A 16,301-nucleotide genomic window follows, 5' to 3' on the forward strand; every position below is an offset into this window, starting at 1 on the left:
CCTGCAAGGGGAAAAGGGCTACACGAAGTGAGCCCGATAGGGGTGTGCCGATTTTTCGGTTTCGCCGGCCCCCGGCGCCGCCCCCTGCAAGGGGGGAACAGGCTACACGGAGTGAGCCTGGACGGGGGTGTACATGTAGTCCCGGTTGAACGGGTAGCTAGACTGGGCGCCGGTGACCGGTGTGTTGTGCACATCACCTGAGGGCCGCGCCGCCAGCATCTGGTGCAGCGAGATCCAGCCTTGCTCAAAGCTCATTGCGCTGCCTGCCAGGTAGAGGCGGTAGGCGCGCAAAGTCTTCTCCGCGCGTTCGGCGCCGCCGTCTGCGGCCAGTACCTGACGCGCGTCGTCCAGCCTGGCCTCCAGGGCGTCCGACCAGTTCCACAGCGTGCGTGCATAGTGGGGGCGCAGGTTTTCGGTGTCCACCATCTCCAGGCCTGCGCGTGACATGTGCTCCAGCACGGCGCTGACGTGCATCAGCTCACCGCCGGGGAAGATGTACTTTTCGATGAATTCGCCCATGCCGGCGCCGAGCTGGCGGTTTTCCAGGCCGCCGGCCGTGATGCCGTGGTTCATGACCAGCCCGCCCGGGGCCAGCAGGCGCATGATCTTCTGGAAGTAGGCCGTCATGTTGGCATGGCCCACATGCTCAAACATGCCCACGGACGAGATCTTGTCGAAGGGCTGGTCTTCCGGCATGTCGCGGTAGTCGCGCAGCTCCATGCGCACGTGCCCCTCCAGGCCTTTTTCCTGAATCAGCCGCTGCACGTGCGCGTGCTGGTTTTTCGACAGGGTGATGCCGGTGGCATCGACGCCGTAATGTTCGGCCGCCCACATCAGCAACGCACCCCAGCCGGCGCCAATGTCCAGGAAACGTTCGCCGGGCTTGAGCATGAGCTTGCGGCAGATGTGGTCGAGCTTGGCTTCCTGGGCCTGGGCCAATGTCATGGCGTTGTCGCTGTAGTAGGCGCATGAATACACCCGCCGAGGGTCGAGCCAGAGCGCATAGAAGGCGTCGGACACGTCATAGTGGAACTGGATTTGCGCTGCATCCCGGCTTTGGGTGTGGGCGGCCAGGGACTTGGCGCGGTGCAGCAGGCCGGACCACCAGCCGGTGTCGCTTTGCACCGGGTTGCCGGGCAGCAGTTTGGTGACGGCGCGCATCACGTCGCGCATGGCGCCCTCGAGCTGGAGTTTGCCTTCGACGTAGTCCTCTGCCAGGGCGCCGATCTGGCCGGCCTTGAGGCGGGCGATGGAAGACCAGTGCGAAAACGCGAGCTTGACGGGGGCGTTAGGCTCTCCGAGACGCTGGCCCTGCGGCAGCTGCAAGGCGATGTCCGCGGGCAAGCCCGGCATTTGCGAAGGGATGTCTGGAACGAGATGCCGGATCATGCGCAAACTCCTTTTCAAGAGTTTTGCAGTCTAGCGCTGTTCGAAAATCCCTGCCGTGACTGTATGTGTAGGAATTCGCCGCGTCCTGGAACCTGTTGCTAGACCAGAAGCGCCAGTTCCGCCTCGTCAAAACCAGCCCGCCGGCGGGCGTCCAGGTTCAGCGGGCCCTTCAGGCGAGGCGCCCCATACTGCCTGGCCAGCACCGGGTAGGTCGCCACCGGATCCAGGCCCCGCTGGGCGCACAGGTAGCGGTACCAGCGGTTGCCGATGGCGACGTGGCCGATTTCGTCGCGCAGGATGATGTCCAGGATGTCCACGGCTCGCAGCGCGTCCGGCGTGCCGACCTTGCGCAGCTTGGCCTGCATGGGTGGGGTGGCGTCCAGGCCGCGGGCCTCCAGGGTGCGCGGCACCAGCGCCATGCGCGCCAGCACGTCGCCTTCGGTTTTGGCGGTCATGTCCCATAGCCCTGTGTGCGATGGGAAATCGCCGTAGTCGTAACCCATGGCCTGGAGATGGGCGCGCAGCAGGCTGAAATGGTGGGCTTCTTCGGCGGCTACCTGCCGCCAGTCCAGGTAGTAGGCCCGCGGCATGCCGGCAAAACGCCAGATGGCGTCCAGGGCGAGGTTGATGGCATTGAACTCGATGTGCGTGACGGCATGAAGCAGGGCCGCCAACCCCTCGTGTGTGAAAGGTGAGCGCTTGGGTACATCCAGGTGAGAGCGCAGTTCCGGCCGTTCCGGGCATCCGGGCAGACCCGGCGGCGCAGGAATCGCCAGCTCCTTTGCTATCAAAACAGTAGCTGCTTGCGCTTGCGCCTGTTGGGCCAGGCGCACTTTTTGCTCTGGATTTTTGGTGAGAAGGGCCTGCAGCGCTTGCTGGCGCAGTTCTGCAGGGGCCAGTAGATCCGTCATGAATCCATTGTCGTTGATACCTCGGGATGCCGGGATTGGTTGCCGGCGGTGTACGCTGAATGACAGGGGAAGCTGCCTCCTTACAATCGGTGCATAGCCGCCACGCTCTTTCCCGTTTGTGGCCTTTGGCTTTAATTTTGAGTGAGAACGCATGGCTATTTATCAATTGGACAAGCTGACCCCCACCGTTCCTGCGTCTGCCTGGGTGGCCGACAACGCCCAGGTGATCGGCGATGTGCGGCTTGGCGAAGACTGCAGCGTCTGGTTTGGCGTGGTGATCCGGGGCGACACCGAAACCATCACGGTGGGCCGGGGCACCAATGTCCAGGACAACAGCGTGCTGCATGCCGACATGGGCGTGCCCCTTACCCTCGGGGAAGACGTCACGGTGGGCCACCAGGTCATGCTGCACGGCTGTACCATCGGCGATGGTTCGCTGATCGGCATCCAGGCGGTTGTGCTCAATCACGCAAAGATCGGCAAGAACTGCCTGGTCGGGGCGGGCTCCGTGGTCACCGAAGGCAAGGAATTCCCGGACGGCTCCCTGATCATCGGCAGCCCCGCCAAAGCGGTAAGGCAGCTTTCCCCCGAGCAGATCGAGGGTTTAAAAATGATCGCGAAGCACTATATAGAAAATGCCCAGCGCTACAAGGCCGGGCTTAAAAAGATTGCCTAAACACCCAAGATGACCAAACCAAAACACTACAAGCCGAGTGCCAAAACCGGCGCTCTTATGCAAGCAGGAGCCGCAGAACCGGCTTTGCCGGGCTGCAGGCGGAGCGGCCCCCTCGGGGGGCAGGGAGCTACACGCAGTGAGCGACCGTGGGGGCCCAATGTCTGAGTTGCATAAATTCATCTTTGAAGGCCTGCCGGTTCGCGGCATGCTGGTTCGCCTGACCGATTCCTGGCAGGAAATCCTCAAGCGCAGACAGGCGGCCGGCGGCTACCCGGCCGAGGTCATGCAGCTGTTGGGCGAAATGACGGCCGCCGGCGCGCTGATGCAGAGCAACATCAAGTTCAATGGTGCGCTCATTCTTCAGATCTTCGGCGACGGCCCGGTCAAGCTGGCCGTGGCCGAGGTTCAGCCCGACCTGAGCTTGCGCGCCACCGCCACGGTGACGGGTACGGTCGATGCGGGCAGTTCGCTGAGCCAGCTGGTCAACGTGAGCAATCAGGGGCGCTGCGCGATCACGCTGGACCCCAAGGACAAGTTGCCGGGGCAGCAGGCCTACCAGGGTGTGGTGCCGCTTTTTGGCGATCAGCGCGAGAAGATTGAGAACCTGGCGGAAGTGCTTGAGCATTACATGCTGCAAAGTGAGCAGCTCGACACCAAACTGATTCTGGCAGCCGACGGCAAGGTGGCTACCGGCCTGCTGATCCAGCGGCTGCCGGTCAAAGGCCAGGGGAACCTTGAAGGCCAGATCGACCGGGACGCCAACGAAGACCAGATCGGCGTCAATGAAGACTACAAACGTATTGCCATGCTGGCCGGCACGCTCAAGCGCGAAGAGCTTTTAACTCTCGATGCCGACACGATCCTGCGCCGCCTTTTCTGGGAAGAGCAGGTCACCCGGTTTGAACCCGCCACCCCCAGTTTTGCCTGCAGCTGTTCGCGCGACCGTGTGGGCAACATGCTGCGCAGCCTGGGTACAGACGAAATCGAAAGCATCATTTCCGAACGTGGCAAGGTCGCGGTTGGGTGCGAATTTTGCGGCGCACAGTATGAATTTGACCCGGTGGATGCGGCGCAGCTTTTCACCAGCCAGACCAACCACCAGCCACCCACGTCCACCGTGCAATAGTTTCGTCGGCCGCGCTGCGGCAGGGCAATGCTTCAAGCGGTTGCTGCAGCGCGCTCCGCCAGCAGGTCGCTGAGCAGGCGGTGCTCACAAGCAGGATCGCTGCACTTTTCGCAGACCCACACCCAGGCCTTCCTGCTTTTTTGGGGGCTTGCTGTCGCGCCGGGCGTGCTTCGGGTGAAAGTCGGGGCACGGGGCCGCAGACTTTGCGCGGCCTCCAGCGCCCGGGCAAGGCGCTGCTCTGCGGTCCCGTACATCACGCGATAGGGAATGCCCGCGTGCGACAGGGTTGCACGAATCGACTGGTCGGCGCTGTGTTGAAGTTGCCGGCGTTCATCGGCCGTTGTTGCCGCCTGCACTTCTTCCAGTCCCATGAGCAGCGTCAGCCCAAAGCTGGGGAGGTCGGCAGGAAGGGACGCGGCATCGGTCACGGCTACGGTGGCTTCGTGCCCCGAGATTTTCAGGGCGCAGTCCAGCGCAGCGGCAAGCTGTCTCTTTCCGGTAAGTGGAGCGCCGGTAACGGCAATTTTCAGCACGGGTACTTTCGCAGGCTGGATACCCAGGGCTTACTTGGTCACCTGCACGAAGATTTCATTCGGCTTGACCATTCCGAGTTCGATCCGGGCTTTTTCTTCGACCATTTCGAGCCCCTCCTTCAGGTCTCGGACTTCTGCAGCGAGCTGGTCATTGGCAGCCTGCGCCTGAACGTTTTTGGCGAGCTGCTCGGTCAGCCGGTGCTGCATGTCGCGCACGCTGGGAATGCTGCCCCGGCCGATCCAGAGTTGCGCGTGGAATATGGCTAGCAGCGCAATCAGGATGGCGGGGACGAGTCGGTTTCCCATGCCTATGCTTGAGGGTGATGATTAAAGGACAAGGTTTTTTCGCCGGGCCGCCCCAAGAAAAAACGCGCCCCCTCGGGGGGCAGCGAAGTACGCGAAGCGACGAGCGTGGGGGCTGACTTTTCGCCGGGCCGCCCCAAGAAAAAACGCGCCCCCCCGGGGGGCAGCGAAGTACGCGAAGCGACGAGCGTGGGGGCCATTTACCGGAGGTTATAAAAGGCCGCGCGGCCCGGATAGGTGGCGATGTCACCCAGGTCTTCTTCGATGCGCAGCAGCTGGTTGTACTTGGCCATGCGGTCCGAGCGCGAGAGTGAACCGGTCTTGATCTGGCCCGCATTGGTGCCCACGGCGATGTCGGCAATCGTGGAGTCTTCGGTTTCGCCCGAACGATGGCTGATGACGGCGGTGTAGCCGGCGCGCTTGGCCATCTCGATGGCGGCAAAGGTCTCGGTCAGCGTGCCGATCTGGTTGATCTTGATCAGGATGGAGTTGGCAATCTGCTTGTCGATGCCTTCCTTGAGGATCTTGGTGTTGGTGACGAACAGGTCGTCGCCGACCAGCTGCACCTTTTTGCCCAGGCGTTCGGTCAGGGTCTTCCAGCCGTCCCAGTCGCCTTCGGCCATACCGTCTTCGATGCTGATGATGGGGTATTTGTCGACCCAGGTTGCCAGGATGTTGGTCCATTCGGTGGCGTCCAGGCTCAGGCCTTCTGCGCCCAGGACGTATTTGCCGTCCTTGTAGAACTCCGACGCTGCGCAATCGAGGCCCAGGGCAATTTGTTCGCCGGCCACATAACCAGCGGCGTCGATGGCCTCCAGGATCATCTGGATGGCCGATTCATGGTTGGCCACATTGGGTGCAAAGCCGCCTTCGTCGCCGACGGCCACACTCATGCCCTTGTCGTGCAGGATTTTCTTGAGCGCATGAAACACTTCAGCACCGTAGCGCACGGCCTCGCGAAAGCTTGGTGCGCCCACGGGAATGATCATCAGTTCCTGCAGGTCCAGGTTGTTGTTGGCATGCGCGCCGCCGTTGACGACGTTCATCATGGGCACGGGCATCTGCATGGCACCGCTGCCGCCGAAGTAGCGGTACAGGGGCAGGCCGGCTTCTTCAGCTGCTGCGCGTGCCACGGCCATGCTGACGGCCAGCGTGGCGTTGGCGCCCAGGCGCGATTTGTTGTCGGTACCGTCCAGGTCAATCAGCGTGCGGTCCAGGAAGGCCTGTTCGCTGGCGTCCAGGCCCAGCACGGCTTCGGAGATTTCGGTGTTGATGTGTTCGACGGCCTTGAGCACGCCTTTGCCGAGGTAGCGCGACTTGTCGCCGTCGCGCAACTCAATGGCTTCACGCGAACCGGTGGACGCGCCCGAAGGCACTGCAGCACGGCCCATGACGCCGGACTCCAGCAGCACGTCGCACTCAACGGTAGGGTTGCCACGGCTGTCGAGAATTTCGCGGCCGACGATATCAACAATTGCGCTCATTAGGTTCCTTTTTTTGTAGAGAGGGGATCAGACCGGGGCGGCAACGCCTTCGACCAGGACCATATTGAAAAACTCGGTGGCGCCAGCACGCTTGGCACGCGCGGCGCGGTACATTTCGTCGTCATAAAAGGCCTTGGCCTTTTCGTAGCTGGGAAAGCGCAGCATGGCGACGCGTGCAGGTTGCCAGGTGCCTTCCAGCGCCTCAAACTTGCCACCGCGCACCAGGTATTCGCCCCCAGCGGCCGCAACCGCGGCAGGCGCGGCCGCCATGTACTGCTTGTACTGCTCGGGGTCGGTGATCTTCATGTCGACAATGATGTAGGCGAATGTCATGGCTTGTGTAGGTTTCCGGGATGGATCGCTGGCTCAGGCGCTGAAGTTGTTTTCGAGGAAGCCGTTTTTCTTGGTGACACGATCCAGCTCGAACAGTGTTTCCAGCAGCGCCTTCATGTGCTTGAGTGGCACAGCGTTGGGACCGTCGCACAGGGCTTTGGCCGGGTCCGGGTGGGTTTCCATGAACAGGCCAGAGACGCCGACGGCCACTGCGGCACGCGCCAGCACCGGCACCATCTCGCGTACGCCACCGCTGCTGGTGCCTTGGCCGCCGGGCAGCTGCACCGAGTGGGTCGCGTCAAACACGACCGGCGCGTTGGTCTCCCGCATGATGGCCAGGCTGCGCATGTCGCTGACCAGATTGTTGTAGCCAAAGCTGGCGCCGCGTTCGCAGGCCATGAAGTTGTCTTCCGGCAGACCGGCCGCCTTGACGGCCGCGCGCGCCTTGGTGATGACGTTCTTCATGTCGCCCGGGGCCATGAATTGGCCCTTCTTGATATTGACCGGCAGGCCGGACAGCGCGACGGCGTGGATGAAGTCGGTCTGGCGGCACAGCAGGGCCGGCGTTTGCAGCACATCGACGACCTTGGCGACCTGGGCGATCTGGTCTTCGGAATGGATGTCGGTCAGCACCGGCACGCCAATTTCCTTTTTGACCTTGGCCAGGATCTCCAGTCCTTTTTCCGTGCCCAGTCCACGAAAGGCCGTCTCGCTGGTGCGATTGGCCTTGTCGAAACTGCTCTTGAAGATGAAGGGAATACCCAGCGAGGAAGTGATTTCCTTGAGCGTACCGGCGGTGTCCATCTGCAATTGCTCGGACTCCACCACGCAGGGGCCGGCGATGAGGAAGAAGGGTTGGTTCAGGCCAATGTCGAATCCGCAGAGTTTCATGGTCAGGCTACCGCCTTGAGGGGCTTGGCGGCAGCTTTCGGGTCCTGGCCTGCCGTGGCGCGCTGTTGGAGTACGGCCGCAATATAGGCATTGAACAGCGGGTGGCCATCCCAAGGCGTGGACTTGAACTCGGGGTGGAACTGCACGCCGACAAACCAGGGGTGGACGTCTTGCGGCAGCTCGACGATTTCGGTGAGTTGCTCGCGCTGCGTTAGCGCGGAGATGACCAGGCCCGACGCACGCAGGGCATCGAGGTAGTTGACGTTGGCTTCATAGCGGTGGCGGTGGCGTTCTGTCACCACGTCACCATAAATTTTGTGGGCCAGCGTGCCGGCTGCGACGTCCGAGCTTTGCGCGCCCAGGCGCATGGTGCCGCCCAGGTCGGATTTGGCATTGCGTGTCTTGATCGTGCCGTCGGCGTCTTTCCACTCGGTGATCAGCGCGATCACGGGGTGCGGTGTGGCGGGGTCGAACTCGGTGCTGTTGGCGTCCTTCAGGCCAGCCACATGGCGCGCGAATTCGATGGTCGCTACCTGCATGCCCAGGCAGATGCCAAGGTAAGGCATCTTTTGCTCGCGGGCGAAGCGGGCCGCGCAGATCTTGCCTTCGACGCCGCGTATGCCGAAGCCGCCGGGCACCAGGATGCCGTCAAAGCGCGCCAGGCGCGAGACATTGTCCTGCGTGATGGTTTCGGAGTCGACATACTCGATGACCACCTTGGCGTGGTTCTTCATGCCGGCGTGGCGCAGGGCTTCGTTAAGCGACTTGTAGCTGTCTGAAAGGTCTACGTACTTGCCGACCATGGCGATGTGCACTTCGGTCTGCGGATGCTCGGTCTCGTAGACCAGGTCGTCCCAGCGCTTGAGGTTGGCCGGTGGCGTGTTCAGGCGTAGCTTGTCGCAGATCAGGCCGTCCAGGCCCTGTTCGTGCAGCATGCGGGGCACTTTGTAAATGGTGTCGACGTCCCACATCGAGATCACGCCCCACTCGGGAACGTTGGAGAACAGCGAGATTTTTTCGCGCTCTTCGTTGGGAATGCGGCGGTCGGCACGGCACAGCAGCACGTCGGCCTGGATGCCGATTTCACGCAGTTGCTTGGCGGTGTGCTGGGTCGGCTTGGTCTTGAGCTCGCCGGCGGCGGCGATCCAGGGCACGTAGCTCAGGTGAACGAAGGCGGTGTTGTTGGCGCCCAGGCGCAGGCTCATCTGGCGCACGGCTTCAAGAAAGGGCAGGGACTCGATGTCGCCGACGGTGCCGCCGATTTCGACGATGGCCACGTCGACCGCATCAGCCGTCTCGTAGCCGGCGCCGCGCTTGACGAATTCCTGGATTTCGTTGGTGACGTGCGGGATGACCTGCACGGTCTTGCCCAGGTAGTCGCCACGGCGTTCTTTCTCAAGCACGCTTTTGTAGATCTGGCCGGTGGTGAAGTTGTTGGCCTTGCGCATGCGCGTTTCGATGAAACGCTCATAGTGGCCGAGATCCAGGTCGGTCTCGGCGCCGTCGTCGGTCACAAAAACTTCGCCATGCTGGAAGGGCGACATGGTGCCCGGATCCACATTCAGGTAGGGATCGAGCTTGATTAAAGTGACTTTGAGGCCTCGCGATTCGAGGATCGCAGCTAAGGAGGCTGAGGCGATTCCCTTGCCCAGGGAAGACACCACACCGCCGGTGACGAAGACAAATTTGGTCATGTCAGGTACGAACCGCAAGTTCGTAGAGGTGGTAAACGGAGATTATACGGGTTGCCCGCCGGGTTACTTCTTGCAGGGGATACTGAATTTCAGCCCACAGCTGTTCGGGCTTGCACGGTGGCTCGCAGCCCACGTAAGGCTGGCCGGTGTTGACCAAGCAAGCCGGGGCCGCGGAACCGGCTTAGCCGGGCCGCAGGCGCAGCGCTCCCTCGGGGGGCAGCGCATTACGCGAAGCGAAAAGCGTGGGGGCCTTTCCTCCAACTGAGATACATTGCGGAACATGACGAATCAAGTGAATCCCATGGGAAGCGGCCCGGACGGCAATGAAGCCCTGGACTTGGCCGGCAGACACATCGTGCTGGGCCTGTCGGGTGGCATTGCATGCTACAAGGCCGCTGAACTGTGCCGGGCGCTGATCAAGGCGGGTGCCACGGTGCAGGTAGTCATGACCGAAGCTGCCGAGCAGTTCATCACGCCCGTCACCATGCAGGCCCTGAGCGGACGGCCGGTCTACACCAGCCAGTGGGACAGCCGTGAAGCGAACAACATGGCGCACATCAACCTGTCGCGCGAATCCGATGCGATCCTGGTTGCGCCCATGAGCGCCGATTTCATGGCCAAGCTGCTTCATGGGCGTGCCGACGACCTGCTCAGCCTGATGTGCCTGGCCCGGCCCATCGACAACGTGCCGCTGCTGGTGGCGCCGGCCATGAACCGCGAGATGTATGCGCACCCGGCGACCCAACGCAATTTTGTCCAACTGGCCGGTGATGGTGCCACGGTGCTGGGCGTGGGTAGTGGTTTTCAGGCCTGCGGTGAGACCGGCGACGGACGCATGCTGGAGCCTGAGCAGATCCTCGAAGACCTGATTGCCTTCTTTGCGCCCAAGGTCCTGGCCGGGCAGCATGTGCTGGTCACGGCCGGACCGACCTATGAGGCCATAGATCCCGTGCGCGGCATCACCAACCTGTCGAGCGGGAAAATGGGTTTCGCCATTGCGCGGGCGGCGCACGAAGCAGGAGCAGAGGTCACTCTTGTTGCGGGCCCGGTCGGGCTGTCAACGCCACGCGGGGTCAATCGCATTGACGTCAAATCTGCACAAAATATGCTTGAAGCCGTTACAGGGCGTGCGCAAGCAGCTACTATTTTTATAGCAACTGCGGCTGTCGCTGACTGGCGGCCGGCCGCGCCTTCAACGCAGAAGATCAAGAAAGACGGCTCCGGCCAGACGCCGCAGCTGGTGTTTACCGAAAACACGGACATCCTGGCCACTGTCGCCCAGTCACCCGCCGCCCAGGCCGGCCGGTTATTCTGCGTGGGTTTTGCCGCTGAAAGCCATGACCTGGCCGACAACGCCGGGGCCAAGCGCCTGCGCAAAAAAGTGCCGCTGCTGGTCGGAAACATCGGCCCCGACACTTTCGGTCAGGACCACAACGCGTTGCTGCTGGTAGATGCGGAGGGTAGCACCGCGCTGCCCAGGGCTTCCAAGCTCTCGCTGGCGCGCCGTCTGGTGCAGGAGATCGCCGCCCGGATGGCGGCCGGGCCATCGCACGGAAAGGCGGCTGCACCATGAATCACCCCTCGGACACACCGCCTGACGGTGATTTCGCCAGCTACGTGGAGCGCCTGACGGGGGCCAATGCCGCTGCGGGAGTGCGTGAGGATTTGCTCAAACCCCAGGCGGGTGTTTCCGCCAACCCCCGGTTTTCAGCGAGTTCAGGCACGCCTTCGGTGAAGGCTGCGCTGGCGCCTTTGGCTGGCATGTCCTTCCTCAGCCACGTTAGATGGGTAGTAGTGTTGTGGATCGCTACCCAGGCGCTCTCCGAAGTGCTGCCCGGCGCGGGCTTTTTGTTTTTGCCCGCGCTGCTGGTCTATGGGGCCTGGGTGGTCTTCAAGGCCAACCGCAACTCCTCGGGTGCGCTGGTCCAGCGGCTGCGCGAGCTCGCCCGGCAGGCCGCCGAAGAGGCGCAAAAAAATCAACAACCGAAGAAAAAATAATTCATGCTCATCGACGTCAAGATTCTCGACCCCCGCCTTCAGGACAACCTTCCTGCTTACGCCACGCCCGGCAGCGCCGGCCTGGACCTGCGCGCCTGCCTGGAGGCGCCCCTGACGCTGGCCGCCAACGCGTGGCAACTGGTACCGACCGGCATTGCGATCTACCTGCACAACCCCGGCTATGCCGCGCTCATCCTGCCGCGCTCGGGGCTGGGCCACAAGCACGGCATCGTGCTGGGCAACCTGGTCGGCCTGATCGACAGTGATTACCAAGGGCAGCTGATGGTCAGCGCCTGGAACCGCAGCGATGTGCCATTCACCATTGAGCCGATGGAGCGGATCGCCCAGCTGATGATCGTGCCGGTGGTGCAGGCGCAGTTCAATGTGGTGGCGGAATTTCCCGCCAGTGAGCGTGGCGAAGGCGGGTACGGCTCCACGGGCAAAGCCTGACCGCCTGAAGGGCTGGCGCTGGCGGGCAAAAGGCGTCAGGGGAGGGTGTTTTCCTACAACCCCTGCGACACGGCTCCCACGCCGCGACAGCTCTAATCCCCACCTTGTATTTGCTGCGGCGTGCCCTTAATGGGTCATGGGAGTCTCCGCGCTCCTGGTATCGGCTTCTCGCTAGCGTGAAGCCGATGGCAGGGGCCGGGAAGCTCATGAACTTATTAACAGGAGAGACTCATGCAAAACACATTCCGCTTTATTTCCTCGGCTTCCGCTGTGCTGGCACTGGTGGGCTTGGCTGCTTGCGCGCCCATGAGCCCCAGCGGCGATTCGTCCTACCCGGCCACCACCTCAACCTATCCCGCTTCTTCGTCCTATCCCGCCAATCAGCAGAATGCTTATGTTGAGTACGGACGGGTCATCAATGTGGAAGCCATCCAGACTACGGAAAAGGGCCGCGGCTCTGGCGTGGGTGCTGTCCTGGGCGGTGTGGCGGGTGCTGTGGTGGGTCACCAGATCGGTGGCGGCAGCGGCAAGGATGCTGCAACCGTGGTGGGTGCGGTGGGCGGCGCAGTGGCCGGCAACGCCATTGAAAAGAACCGCAATGCGACCATTCGTGAAAGCTATCGCGTCTCCGTGCAACTGGACAATGGCAGCTCACGCGCCTACGACGTGCCCAGCTACGGCAACCTTCGCGTGGGAGACCGCGTAAAGATCGAAAACGGCCAGATCAACCGGGTCATGTAAAGCTGCGGTTCCTCCGCATATGAAGAGCCGGCTACTCCCGCAGGGAAGGGCCGGCTTTTTTACGCCTGGAATTGCACGCGTCTCAGTGCAGCGTGCCACTTCCCGGTGTGATCGGCTCAAGTTTGAAAAAACCGGTACCAAGTGAGCCCTGGCCGATTTCCTCTTCGCTGGCTTCGCGCACGGCTTCAACCTTGAGGTTCAACCGGATGGCAATGCCCGCAAGGGGATGGTTGCCATCGAGCACGACGTGATCGGGGTAGATCTCGGTCACGGTGTAAATATGATCATGAGGCGCTTGCCCGCTGCTTCCTGGCGGAAGGGCCATGCCGTCGAAGGTCATGCCTTCTTCCAGTTCGGCTGGAAAAATCTTGCGGGGTTCGAGGAAAACCAGATTCTCGTCGTAGTCACCGAAGGCGTTTTCGGGCTCAAGGTGCAGCTCAAGCTTCTCTCCGGCTTCATGGCCTTGCAGTGCCTCCTCGATCTTCGCGAGGAGATCATCGCCGCCGAGTAAAAACTCGATGGGTTCGTCCAGCTCGTCCAGCACATCGCCCAGAGTGTCTTTCAGCGTCCATGTCAGGGCTACGACGCATTGCGGGGTGATTTTCATCCGACAATTGTCCCATGGATGTAAATCAATCTCTAGAGCTCCTCGCCGGCCTGAGCCCGGCGCAATTCATGCGCCGGCACTGGCAAAAAAAGCCGCTTCTCATCCGCCAGGCGCTGCCGGGGCTGCAACCTGTGCTCAGCCGCGCAGCACTGTTCAGGCTCGCGTCGCGTGAGCAAGTCGAGTCCCGGCTGATCGTCCAGCAGCCCAAGGGATGGCGGATGAAACAGGGGCCTTTTGCCGCGCGAAGCCTCCCGCCGCTGAGCCAGAAAGCCTGGACCTTGCTGGTGCAGGGGGTGGACCTGCATGACGCCGGCGCGCATGCGCTTTTGCAGAAGTTCCGTTTTGTGCCTGATGCCCGGCTCGACGACCTGATGATTTCGTTTGCCACGCCCGGCGGCGGCGTTGGGCCGCACTTTGACAGCTATGACGTGTTTCTGCTGCAGGCCAGCGGCCGGCGGCGATGGAAGATCGGGCGGCAGAAAGACCTGACGCTGCAGGAAGGCGTGCCGCTGAAAATCCTCCAGAATTTTGTTCCTGAGGAAGAGTTTGTACTGGAAGCGGGCGACATGCTCTACCTGCCTCCGCGCTATGCCCACGACGGCATTGCCGAGGCGTCGCTGCAGGCCGACGGAAAACCTGCAGATTGCATGACATATTCCATCGGATTCAGGTCGCCTGCACAGGGGGAACTTGCCGCGGAACTGCTGCATCGCCTGGCCGAGTTCACTGAGGACGATCGCCATGAGGGTGATGAATCTGCCGCGGAAGAACTCGGCCGCAAGGCACGGCCCCGCCTGTACCGCGATGCGGGGCAGGCCGCAACCCCAACACCGGCCGCCATGCCGTCAGAGCTCACGGCCTTCGCCGGCCAGGCGGTTCTGGACGCGTTGAAAGATCCCCTGGCCGTGGCTTGCGCCCTGGGCGAATACATGACCGAACCCAAGCCTTCGGTATGGTTTGATGAGGTGGAGTGCGAGTGGGATGTCGATGCGGCGCGGCAGGGGAGTGCCGGCGTGCATCTCGACACACGCACGCGGATGATGTATGACAGCGACCATGTGTTTATCAATGGCGAAAGCTATCGCGCCAAAGGTGCCGATGCTGCCCTGATGCACCGCCTGGCCGACCAGCGCAGCCTGGCCCCCCGGGAGCTGCGCAAGGCTGGCGCATCTGCCATCGCGCTGCTGGGCGACTGGCACGACGCGGGCTGGTTGCGGCAGACGCTGCCTGCGGAAGACGACTGACCTGATTGCCAAACAGCCTGGAGACGTTTTATGGATACGGAAAAAACCAGTTCTGCCCTGCCGCCCGCCTTGCTGGAAGGCCGGTTTACCGGCCGCAGCGATTTCACGGAGTTGATCAGGAAGTCGCTTTCAGCGGCAGCCGCACAGGGGTGGCGTGAAATCATTGTGTGCGATCCCGATTTCGAAGACTGGCCCCTGGGAGAACGTGCAGTCGTTCAGGCGCTGAATGATTGGTCCATGACGGGCCGGAAATTCACGATGCTGGCCAAAAACTACGATGAAGTGGTCAGGCGGCACGCCCGGTTCGTCACCTGGCGGCGTACCTGGGCGCACATTGTGGAATGCCGTGCCAATACGTCGGGTGCGGCGGACGATATGCCCAGCGCCTTGCTCGGCCCCGGCTGGGTCTTTGAGCGGCTGGATGTGCAGCGCTGCACCGGCATTGCCGGCTCTGAGGTTGCGAGGCGGGTGGCGTTGAGGGAGCGCATCAATGAGCGTTTGCTGAAAAGTTCGCCGTCGTTCCCCGCCACCACGCTGGGGCTTTAAGGCGGGCATTTGTGCGTCTGAGGGCGCTACAGGCCTGTAAAGGCTGGCTTAGGGTTTTCCGGCTTGCGTTCCCATTTGTAATATCCGGCATATAATTTAAAGCTGGGTAGAAAGAGCTCGAGTCCTTTCCCCGGTCAAAAATAACTTGAATTCCGGTTTGGGTTTTCTTTTGGCAATTTCCGGAAATTGTTTTCTTAAATATCATCAAGGATCGTAAAAATGAACAAGTCACTCGTTTTGGCAGCTATCGTTGCCGCTGTTGCTCTGGCTGCTTGCGGCAAGAAAGAAGAAGCTCCAGCACCAGCTCCAGTTGCTGCACCAGCTCCAGCCCCTGCTGCTGACGCATCGGCTCCTGCCGCTGCCGCATCTGCACCTGCATCGGCACCTGCTGCTGACGCTGCTGCCGCTGCTGCCGCTGCTACCGCCGCTCCAGCCAGCGCTGCGAAGTAATTCTTCAGCGAGTCGAAAAAAGCCGCCGCGAGGCGGCTTTTTTTATGGGCGCTTGTTTGCCGCGATGGCCGGTATGCACCCGCATTGCAGGGCCCACGACCCTTCCTCAGATATGGATCCAGCGTGTGCCGACGTCGGGCCTGGCCACAATAATGTCTTCTGCGCCACAGCCCAGGGCCTCGGCCATCAGGGCTTGCACCAGCTCCGGCCGGTTGTTTTGCGCGCTGAGATGGGCTGCCACCAGGTGGCGTAGCCCCTGATGCATGACGCCGCGGGCGACATCCGCAGCGGCCGTATTGGAAAGATGCCCAAATTGGCCGCCCACCCGCCGCTTCAGGAATGCGGGATAGGACGATTGGGCCAGCATGTCGGAATCGTGGTTGCACTCCAGCATCAGGGCGTCGCAGCCCCCAAGGTGTTCCAGTACATGCGAAGTGGCATGACCGAGATCAGTGAGGATTCCCAGCTTTGCCGAGCCATCGGTGCAGCTGAGCTGCAAGGGTTCCCGGGCATCGTGGGGCACCGTAAAAGGCGTCAGCTGCATGCCGCCGAGGTCAATGGCTTTCCCGTCGCGCGCCTTGTGCAGCAACCCGTCAAAATCTGGTGCCCCTATGCCTGCGTGGGTGCCATGGCTCATCCAGACCGGGATCCGGTAGCGAAGCGACAGTGACCGCGCGCAGCCGATGTGGTCACCGTGCTCATGGGTGATGAACACGGCGTGGATGTCTTCGGGTTGCAGGCCCGCCTCACCGAGCCTGTAGAGCAGGTGCTTGAGCCCCAACCCGCAGTCGACAAGAATGCGAAGCGGCGTGATCCCCGACGCTTCAACCAGTGTGGCATTGCCTGAACTGCCACTGCCCAGGCTTTTGAACCTCAGCACACCGGTATGGAATCTTCAGTCGGGATGAACAGGATCACGAACCGG

The 16,301-nt window shown here is 62.0% G+C and carries 19 protein-coding genes; 9 read left to right on the forward strand and 10 right to left on the reverse strand.

Annotation, left to right across the window (positions count from 1 at the left end):
- Positions 1–102: 102 nt before the first annotated feature.
- Both AC1DVV_RS03630 and AC1DVV_RS03635 read right to left on the reverse strand, forming a co-directional pair.
- Positions 103–1,389, reverse strand: coding sequence for a class I SAM-dependent methyltransferase (locus AC1DVV_RS03630; protein WP_477667477.1), 1,287 nt, complete (start codon positions 1,387–1,389; stop codon positions 103–105).
- Positions 1,390–1,487: 98 nt separating this feature from the next.
- A complete protein-coding gene (locus AC1DVV_RS03635) occupies positions 1,488–2,300 on the reverse strand; it encodes a ferritin-like domain-containing protein (RefSeq protein WP_477667476.1) in 813 nt (270 codons plus the stop codon).
- A 151-nt stretch (positions 2,301–2,451) separates the two neighbouring features.
- On the opposite strand from AC1DVV_RS03635, the gene AC1DVV_RS03640 reads away from it, so the two are divergent.
- Both AC1DVV_RS03640 and hslO read left to right on the forward strand, forming a co-directional pair.
- Entirely contained in the window at positions 2,452–2,976 is a 525-nt protein-coding gene (locus tag AC1DVV_RS03640) for a gamma carbonic anhydrase family protein (protein WP_457278945.1), read from the forward strand.
- A 157-nt stretch (positions 2,977–3,133) separates the two neighbouring features.
- The gene (gene hslO / locus AC1DVV_RS03645; RefSeq protein ID WP_477701714.1) at positions 3,134–4,102 is read left to right on the forward strand and encodes an Hsp33 family molecular chaperone HslO; all 969 of its coding nucleotides are present in this window, start codon (positions 3,134–3,136) and stop codon (positions 4,100–4,102) included.
- A 32-nt stretch (positions 4,103–4,134) separates the two neighbouring features.
- Here the strand turns inward: hslO and AC1DVV_RS03650 are convergent, their stop codons facing one another.
- The 6 genes from AC1DVV_RS03650 to AC1DVV_RS03675 all read right to left on the reverse strand — a co-directional run bounded on the left by AC1DVV_RS03650 (position 4,135) and on the right by AC1DVV_RS03675 (position 9,340).
- Positions 4,135–4,635, reverse strand: coding sequence for a hypothetical protein (locus tag AC1DVV_RS03650; RefSeq protein ID WP_457278943.1), 501 nt, complete (start codon positions 4,633–4,635; stop codon positions 4,135–4,137).
- Between the two features lie 30 nt (positions 4,636–4,665).
- Positions 4,666–4,941 carry a septum formation initiator family protein gene (locus AC1DVV_RS03655; protein ID WP_457278942.1) on the reverse strand — a complete coding sequence of 92 codons (276 nt, stop codon included), beginning with the start codon at positions 4,939–4,941 and terminating at the stop codon, positions 4,666–4,668.
- Positions 4,942–5,138: 197 nt separating this feature from the next.
- A complete protein-coding gene (eno, locus tag AC1DVV_RS03660) occupies positions 5,139–6,422 on the reverse strand; it encodes a phosphopyruvate hydratase (protein WP_457278941.1) in 1,284 nt (427 codons plus the stop codon).
- 27 nt (positions 6,423–6,449) lie between these two features.
- Positions 6,450–6,755 carry a DUF1330 domain-containing protein gene (locus tag AC1DVV_RS03665; RefSeq protein ID WP_457278940.1) on the reverse strand — a complete coding sequence of 102 codons (306 nt, stop codon included), beginning with the start codon at positions 6,753–6,755 and terminating at the stop codon, positions 6,450–6,452.
- A gap of 33 nt (positions 6,756–6,788) precedes the next feature.
- Positions 6,789–7,646 (reverse strand): 3-deoxy-8-phosphooctulonate synthase, encoded by an 858-nt coding sequence (gene kdsA / locus AC1DVV_RS03670; RefSeq protein WP_457278939.1) that lies wholly within the window; start codon positions 7,644–7,646, stop codon positions 6,789–6,791.
- A 2-nt stretch (positions 7,647–7,648) separates the two neighbouring features.
- Positions 7,649–9,340 (reverse strand): CTP synthase, encoded by a 1,692-nt coding sequence (locus AC1DVV_RS03675; RefSeq protein WP_457278938.1) that lies wholly within the window; start codon positions 9,338–9,340, stop codon positions 7,649–7,651.
- Positions 9,341–9,620: 280 nt separating this feature from the next.
- Between AC1DVV_RS03675 and coaBC the strand changes: the two genes are divergently transcribed.
- From coaBC to AC1DVV_RS03695, 4 genes are all read left to right on the forward strand, one after another.
- Positions 9,621–10,913: a bifunctional phosphopantothenoylcysteine decarboxylase/phosphopantothenate--cysteine ligase CoaBC gene (gene coaBC, locus AC1DVV_RS03680; RefSeq protein WP_477701713.1), complete on the forward strand. Its 1,293-nt coding sequence runs from the start codon at positions 9,621–9,623 to the stop codon at positions 10,911–10,913.
- The gene (locus tag AC1DVV_RS03685; protein WP_457278936.1) at positions 10,910–11,338 is read left to right on the forward strand and encodes a hypothetical protein; all 429 of its coding nucleotides are present in this window, start codon (positions 10,910–10,912) and stop codon (positions 11,336–11,338) included. Before coaBC ends, AC1DVV_RS03685 begins: the two co-directional genes overlap by 4 nt.
- Positions 11,339–11,341: 3 nt before the next feature.
- Positions 11,342–11,788 (forward strand): dUTP diphosphatase, encoded by a 447-nt coding sequence (gene dut, locus AC1DVV_RS03690; RefSeq protein WP_457278935.1) that lies wholly within the window; start codon positions 11,342–11,344, stop codon positions 11,786–11,788.
- 231 nt (positions 11,789–12,019) lie between these two features.
- A complete protein-coding gene (locus tag AC1DVV_RS03695) occupies positions 12,020–12,529 on the forward strand; it encodes an outer membrane lipoprotein (protein ID WP_457278934.1) in 510 nt (169 codons plus the stop codon).
- A gap of 82 nt (positions 12,530–12,611) precedes the next feature.
- Here AC1DVV_RS03695 and AC1DVV_RS03700 read toward each other — a convergent pair whose 3' ends face one another.
- On the reverse strand, positions 12,612–13,136 hold the full coding sequence (locus AC1DVV_RS03700; protein WP_457278933.1) for an FKBP-type peptidyl-prolyl cis-trans isomerase: 525 nt from the start codon (positions 13,134–13,136) through the stop codon (positions 12,612–12,614).
- A 14-nt stretch (positions 13,137–13,150) separates the two neighbouring features.
- Between AC1DVV_RS03700 and AC1DVV_RS03705 the strand changes: the two genes are divergently transcribed.
- The 3 genes from AC1DVV_RS03705 (at position 13,151) to AC1DVV_RS03715 (ending at position 15,376) form a co-directional block, all read left to right on the forward strand.
- Positions 13,151–14,380, forward strand: coding sequence for a JmjC domain-containing protein (locus tag AC1DVV_RS03705; protein WP_477688914.1), 1,230 nt, complete (start codon positions 13,151–13,153; stop codon positions 14,378–14,380).
- Positions 14,381–14,410: 30 nt separating this feature from the next.
- Positions 14,411–14,926, forward strand: a complete 516-nt coding sequence (locus tag AC1DVV_RS03710; RefSeq protein ID WP_457278931.1) for a hypothetical protein — start codon at positions 14,411–14,413, stop codon at positions 14,924–14,926.
- A gap of 219 nt (positions 14,927–15,145) precedes the next feature.
- Entirely contained in the window at positions 15,146–15,376 is a 231-nt protein-coding gene (locus AC1DVV_RS03715) for a hypothetical protein (protein WP_457278930.1), read from the forward strand.
- Positions 15,377–15,482: 106 nt separating this feature from the next.
- Here AC1DVV_RS03715 and AC1DVV_RS03720 read toward each other — a convergent pair whose 3' ends face one another.
- Positions 15,483–16,256: an MBL fold metallo-hydrolase gene (locus AC1DVV_RS03720; RefSeq protein WP_457278929.1), complete on the reverse strand. Its 774-nt coding sequence runs from the start codon at positions 16,254–16,256 to the stop codon at positions 15,483–15,485.
- Positions 16,257–16,301 lie beyond the last annotated feature (45 nt).

The sequence above is a fragment of the Polaromonas sp. P3_B4 genome (assembly GCF_056402835.1).